Source organism: Flavobacterium sp. (assembly GCF_046317795.1).
Classification (GTDB): Bacteria; Bacteroidota; Bacteroidia; order Flavobacteriales; family Flavobacteriaceae; genus Flavobacterium.
The window spans coordinates 1-6,827 of sequence record NZ_JBKCVI010000101.1 but is presented as its reverse complement, the minus strand read 5'-3'; the positions used below and the strand labels follow the sequence as shown (position 1 = coordinate 6,827).

Genomic DNA, 6,827 nt, shown 5'->3' with positions numbered 1-6,827 from the left:
GAAATGACGGAATTTTAAATATTCTTCGTTGAATATTCTAAAATCAAAATTCTCATCATAACCTTCAAGTGTAAAACTGGCCCAGTCTTTTCCCGTTTTTCCAGTTCTGTATTGCACATTAGATACAATTCCAGCAAAAGTTAAGTTCTTACCTATATAATTTTTTAAATTTTTTAAATTCTCCAATTTACTATTACAGAAGTATTTCATTTCAAATTTATAATCATCCAATGGATGCCCCGAAATATAAATTCCTACTACTTCTTTTTCTTTGGCTAGTTTTTCCATCGTACTCCATTCTTCGCATGGCGGCACTATTGGCTCAGCTATTTGAACATCACTACTCTCGCCAAATAAACTTACTTGAGAGGAATTTTCATTTTCCTGAAATTTTGATCCATAACGGATAGCTTTCTCCAAAAACGTTATTCCTTCGCCTTCTATATGAAAATATTGTGCTCTGTGAGTGTTAGCAAAACAATCGAATCCGCCTGCAAAAGCTAGACTTTCGAATGCTTTTTTATTGGCAGCACGAAGATCAATTTTTTTGGCTAAATCAAATATCGATTTGTATGGTGCCTCTTTCCTGTTTTGAACAATGGTTTCCACTGCATTTGCTCCAACACCTTTTACAGCTCCAATTCCAAAACGAATCGCATAACTATCATTTACCGTAAATTTATAAAAACTCTCATTTACATCGGGACCAAGAACCTGCAATCCCATTCGTTTGCATTCTTCCATGAAGAACGAAACTTGCTTGATATCGTTCATATTATTAGAAAGCACCGCTGACATATATTCCGCAGGATAATTGGCTTTTAGATACGCCGTTTGGTATGCAATCCATGCATAACATGTTGAGTGCGATTTGTTAAATGCATATTCGGCAAAAGCTTCCCAGTCTTTCCAAATTTTTTCTAATTTATCGGCGGCATGCCCTTTGGCTTCTGCTTGTGAAATGAATTTTGGTTTCATTTTATCCAAAACATCTTTCTGTTTTTTCCCCATTGCTTTACGCAAAATATCGGCATCTCCTTTTGAAAAATCGGCTAATTTTTGTGACAAAAGCATTACTTGTTCTTGGTATACCGTAATCCCATAGGTCTCTTTTAGCAGTTCTTCACACGCTTCAATATCATATGTTATGGGTTCTTCTCCATTTTTCCTTTTGATAAAACTCGGAATATAAGCAATTGGTCCAGGACGGTATAGTGCATTCATGGCAATTAAATCCCCAAAAACGGTTGGTTTTAATTCTTTCATATACTTTTGCATTCCAGGACTTTCGTATTGAAAAATTCCGACTGTTTCTCCCCGCTGAAAAAGTTCATATGTTTTTACATCGTCAATTGGAAATTCATCAGGATTGAGTGCTGCTCCTGTTCTATATTTCACCAATTTAATGGTGTCTTTTATTAAAGTTAATGTTTTCAAACCCAAGAAATCCATTTTCAATAAACCCGCACTTTCTACAACAGAGTTATCAAATTGGGTAACATACAAATCGGAATCTTTGGCAGTGGCAACCGGAACAAAATTGGTAATATCACTTGGTGTTATAATAACGCCACAAGCGTGAATTCCGGTATTTCTGAGATTGCCCTCTAAAAATTTTGCTTGATTTATAGTTTCGGCACATAAGTTTCCTTGCTTTGAAAGTGAAATTAACTCTTTAACTCTTTCAAAATCTTCTGGTCGTAATGATTTTTTAATAATGGCTTCATCTTCAGACAAAAATCTGGATAAATTCCATTTTGAAGGCATTAAACTAGGAATTAATTTAGCTACTTTATCCGCTTCAAAAAGTGGTAAATCCATTACTCTTGCAGTATCGCGAATACTGGATTTGGTTGCCATTGTTCCATAAGTGATAATTTGCGCTACTTGTTTGGAACCGTATTTCTGAATTACATAATCCATTACTTTGCTACGTCCTTCGTCATCAAAATCAATATCAATATCGGGAAGTGAAACCCTGTCTGGATTCAAAAAACGCTCAAAAAGTAAATTGTATAATAGTGGATCAATGTTGGTAATCCCAAGGCAATAGGCCACCACTGAACCCGCAGCAGAACCACGACCTGGACCAACAGAAACTCCCATTTTTCGGGCTTCTGCAATGAAATCCTGAACAATTAAAAAATAACCTGGATACCCAGAGTTTTCAATCGTTTCTAATTCAAAATTGATTCGTTCTTTGATTTGCTTCGCCCGTTCGTTATCGCTCGGGTCAGTTGTGATTTCAGGATATCTTCTTTTTGCGCCTTCAAAAGTAAGATGTGCTAAGTAATTATTTTCTCCACGTTTTCCTGAATCTGTTTGATCATCTGCTACTAAAAATTCTTGTGGAATTTCAAATTTGGGTAACAAAACCTCGCGGGATAAATCGAAGATTTCAATTTTATTGACGATTTCTTCTGTAGTGGTAATGGCTTCGGGTAAATCATGAAATAACTTTTTCATTTCATCTCCCGATTTGAAATAATATTCTTGATTTCCAAAACCGTAACGATAGCCCCTTCCTCTGCCAATTGGTGTGGATTGTTTTTCACCATCTTTAACACACAACAGAATGTCGTGCGCATTGGCATCTTCTTTATTAATGTAGAAAACATTATTGGTGGCAACTTTTTTCACTTTATGCTTTTTAGCTAAAGAAATTAAAGTTGCATTTACTCGGTTTTCATCTTCTTGGTTATGACGCATCAATTCAATGTAAAAATCGTCACCAAATTCACTTTTCCACCAAACGAGTGCTTCTTCGGCTTGATTTTCTCCAAGATTTAAAACTTTATTTGGAATTTCTCCATATAAATTTCCAGACAAGATGATAATATCTTCTTTGTATTGTTGAATTACCTTTCTATCGATTCTTGGCACATAATAAAACCCTTCGGTATAAGCTATAGATGATAATTTGGCCAAATTATGATATCCTTTTTTTGTTTTGGCTAAAAAAACAATTTGGTAACCATTGTCTTTTCTGGATTTATCTTTTAAATCATCGCAAACATAAAATTCGCAACCTAAAATTGGTTTTACTATGGTTTCCGATGGTGCTTCACCATTTTCTTCTGCTTGTTTGTTTTTGGCTTGAGCTGATTTATTATGGTATAAAATATCGCGAACAAAATGGAATGCACCCATCAAATTGGCATGATCGGTCATGGCCACCGCAGGCATTTTGTTTTGAACTGCCGCTTTAACTAAATCGGCAACACTAATGGTAGATTGTAAAACTGAAAATTGAGTATGATTGTGCAGATGCACAAAATTGACTTCTGCTAAATTGTGTTGAAATTTATTGTCAACATTAGTAGTTTCAACATTTTTTTCTTTGTTTTGAAATTGTTTTCGAATTTCATCAGAAGCTTGTTTTAAATTGATGTGTTGCAATCCAATAAGTTCTATTTCCTTCGGATTATTTTCATTGAATTCTTTGAAATAATCTGCCTCAACTTCAAGTTCTTCTTTGGTGAAAATTTCTCTACGAATTAATTCCAAAAAACACCTTGTTGTAGCTTCTACATCGGCAGTGGCATTGTGAGCTTCATTAAAGGGTACATTGAAAAGGTAACTGTGTAACTCCGTTAAAGTGGGTAATTTAAATCTACCGCCTTTTCCGCCAGGAAGTTTTAAAAGTGAAGCAGTAACTTCGGTACAGGTGTCTAAAACCGGCATGGAACTCATTGGCGATTGAATGCCTATTCTATAAAATTCGCATCCCATAATGTTGACATCAAAGCCCACATTTTGTCCAACTATAAATTTGGCTTTGGATAAAGCTACATTAAACTTATCTAAGACTTCTTGTAAACCGTGTCCTTGTGCTTGTGCTAATTCTGTAGAAATTCCATGAACTTTTTCGGCATCATAAGGAATGTTGAACCCTTCTGGATTAATTAAATAATCTTGATGTTCCAAAAGATTTCCCATGGCATCGTGCAACTGCCAAGCAATTTGAATACATCTTGGCCAGTTATCAGTGTCTGAAATTGGTGCACCCCAACGCTTTGGTAAACCGGTAGTTTCGGTATCGAAAATTAAATACATACTTTAAAAATTTCAAAAAATTAAATCCCAAATCCCAAAACAAAGGATTTTCAGAACCTTAATTTTGATTTTGGAATTTGATTATTGGGATTTCCCAAATTTACATTTTAACGTGCAAAGAATAAACTTTAGTTATCAACAAATACAAAAAAACCAACTCAAATGAGTTGGCTTTTTAACTATCTATAATAGAATGTAACTAGTATCTTCCTTTATTTCCACCACTGCTATTTCCACCGCTATAGCTTCCGCCACCACGTGAATTTCCACCACCATTATAACCGCCACCTGAACCGCCTGAACGGTTGTTATTATAAGGTTTTCTTTCTCCTTCTGGTTTTGGTTCTGATTTGTTAACTACAATAGTACGACCATCAACAGTAGCACCATTTAGTTCTTGAATTGCTTTTTCGGCTTCTGTGTCATTTTCCATTTCCACAAATCCAAAACCTTTACTTCTTCCAGTAAATTTATCTGTAATAATTTTCACGGAATTAACCGTACCATAAACCTCGAAAGATTCTCTTAAGTCTGCATCGTCTATACTAAACGGAAGACTCCCAACAAAAATGTTCATATTGTATATTTAAAATTCGTTTACAAAGATAGTTCATTTAAAACGTAAACCGCTATAAATTTGGAGTTTATTATATAATTAACAAAAAAACCATCCGAAGATGGTTAAAATATTGACTAATTATTTTTTTTATAATGATGGAAAAATAGGAACTTTATAAAACTCCCCATACTGGAAATTCAAAATTGGATTACCAATAGCACCAGTATTTGAAGCATTAAATTTAAATTTCCCAGTAACGGTCATATTTACATTGTCGTATTTAGTGATTTCTATTTCACCATTGCTGTTTTGGGTATTTAATACTCTAAATTTGCAATTCACATTTCCGCCTGCAACTGTAATTAAATCTCCAGCTATATAAGCATTGCCACGCGATGATAAATTTACAGAAGTAACTACACCTGAAGCATTCGCTACAATATTAACGGTTAATCCACTTCCTGCACCACCTGTTGTTGCTACAGAGGTTTGGCTGCTATAACCTGTTCCTCCAGAAACCAAACTTATGCTTAAAACTGGTCCAGGAACAGCTATTGTTTCATAATCAAGTTCAACTTGATTAAAATTTGATGTATAAGAAGCTGCATTAGTACTATTAGTAGTTCCTAATACATAAGTTCCAACATTAGCACTTGAAGTATTCAGTGTTATTTGTTCGTATTGAGTCAAAGCTTCAATGCTGAGTTGACCTGTAGTTGAAATATAAGCTCTAACATCATTGGCTCTCCAAAACACATCGTCTTTTAAACCTTGAAAACCTGGAGTATTAAATCGCACATCTTCTTGGCATGAAGGAAAAGCTAAAATAAGTAATAGTAGGGGCAGAAATCTTTTCATTTTATAAATTTATTTTAGTACAAAAATAACTTTTAATTTAAAAAAAAGCTAAAAAAATTATAAAAAAATAACATTAAAATTTGACAAAACGAGATGTTATAATTAAAAAAATAAAATTCAGTTAGTTTATTTACGAAAAAAAACTATATTTGCGCCCTTAAATAACCGAGGTCGAGTACCTCAAATTAATCAAAAAGATTATGTCAGTAAAAATTAGATTACAAAGACACGGTAAAAAACAAAAACCTTTTTACTGGATCGTAGCAGCCGATGCTCGTTCAAAAAGAGATGGTAGATACCTTGAAAAATTAGGAACTTACAATCCAAACACCAATCCTGCCACTATTGATTTAAACCTTGACCAAGCGGTTCAATGGTTACACAATGGCGCACAACCAACTGATACTGCTAAAGCAATTCTTTCTTACAAAGGTGCTTTGTTGAAACATCACCTTGATGGTGGCGTTCGCAAAGGTGCTTTAACACAAGAACAAGCTGATGCAAAATTGGCTAAATGGTTAGAAGAAAAAGCAACTAAAGTTGATTCTAAAAAAGAAGGTTTGTCAAAAGCACAAGAAGCGGCCAAAGCAAAAGCGTTAAAAGCTGAAAAAGCGGCCAATGAAAAACGTGCTGCTGCTGCAGTTGAAGCTGCAAAAGTAGAAGAAGTAGTTGCTGAAGAAGCTGCTGTGGAGGTTGTTGCTGATGAAGCACCAGAAGTTGCTGCCGAAGTAGTAACTGAAGAAGTTCCTGCTGCTGAATTAGCTGTAGAAGAAGTTCCTGAAGTTGTTGCTGAAGTTGCAACAGAAGAAGCTGCCGTTGAGGAAGCTCCCGAAGTAGTTGCTGAGGCTGCAACAGAAGAAACTCCTGCTACAGAAGAAGCTAGCGAAGAGGCAGAAGCATAATACTTCAAGCAATTATGCGTAAAGAAGATTGTTTCTATTTAGGTAAAATTGCTAAAAAATTTAGTTTCAAAGGGGAAGTCTTAGTTTATTTAGATACTGACGAACCCGAATTATATGAAAATATGGAATCAGTATTTGTTGAATTCAACAATAATCTGGTTCCATTTTTTATTGAAAGTAGTTCACTGCACAAAAATGATTTTTTGCGTGTTCACTTTGAAGATATAGATAATGAAGAGGAAGCCGATAACATTATTGGATGTGCTATCTATCTTCCGCTAAGCATGTTGCCAAAACTTACAGGCAACAAATTTTATTTCCATGAAGTGATTGGATTTGAAATTGAAGACAAACGTATAGGCGTTTTTGGGAAAATTGTAATCGGGTACCACAACATCACCCAATTTGATAGTGGGGGTTGTCCTGGGCTTTGACGTCGTCGTCCCAGGGAC

The 6,827-nt window shown here is 34.9% G+C and carries 4 protein-coding genes and 1 pseudogene; 2 read left to right on the top strand and 3 right to left on the bottom strand.

The window, feature by feature from the left end; translation table 11 throughout:
* The 3 genes from dnaE to ACK5ON_RS06185 form a co-directional block, all read right to left on the bottom strand.
* The coding region (gene dnaE / locus ACK5ON_RS06195; protein ID WP_409820862.1) for a DNA polymerase III subunit alpha at nt 1–4,056 on the bottom strand (4,056 nt) is incomplete at its 3' end.
* Between the two features lie 199 nt (nt 4,057–4,255).
* The gene (locus ACK5ON_RS06190; protein ID WP_396173584.1) at nt 4,256–4,633 is read right to left on the bottom strand and encodes an RNA recognition motif domain-containing protein; all 378 of its coding nucleotides are present in this window, start codon (nt 4,631–4,633) and stop codon (nt 4,256–4,258) included.
* Nucleotides 4,634–4,762: 129 nt separating this feature from the next.
* Nucleotides 4,763–5,473: a DUF6252 family protein gene (locus ACK5ON_RS06185; RefSeq protein WP_409820861.1), complete on the bottom strand. Its 711-nt coding sequence runs from the start codon at nt 5,471–5,473 to the stop codon at nt 4,763–4,765.
* A 200-nt stretch (nt 5,474–5,673) separates the two neighbouring features.
* On the opposite strand from ACK5ON_RS06185, the gene ACK5ON_RS06180 reads away from it, so the two are divergent.
* Together ACK5ON_RS06180 and ACK5ON_RS06175 are read left to right on the top strand one after the other, a co-directional pair.
* Entirely contained in the window at nt 5,674–6,375 is a 702-nt protein-coding gene (locus ACK5ON_RS06180) for a 30S ribosomal protein S16 (RefSeq protein ID WP_409820859.1), read from the top strand.
* Nucleotides 6,376–6,389: 14 nt separating this feature from the next.
* A pseudogene (locus tag ACK5ON_RS06175) lies at nt 6,390–6,752 on the top strand (ribosome maturation factor RimM); the annotation flags it as partial.
* Between the last annotated feature and the right edge of the window lie 75 nt (nt 6,753–6,827).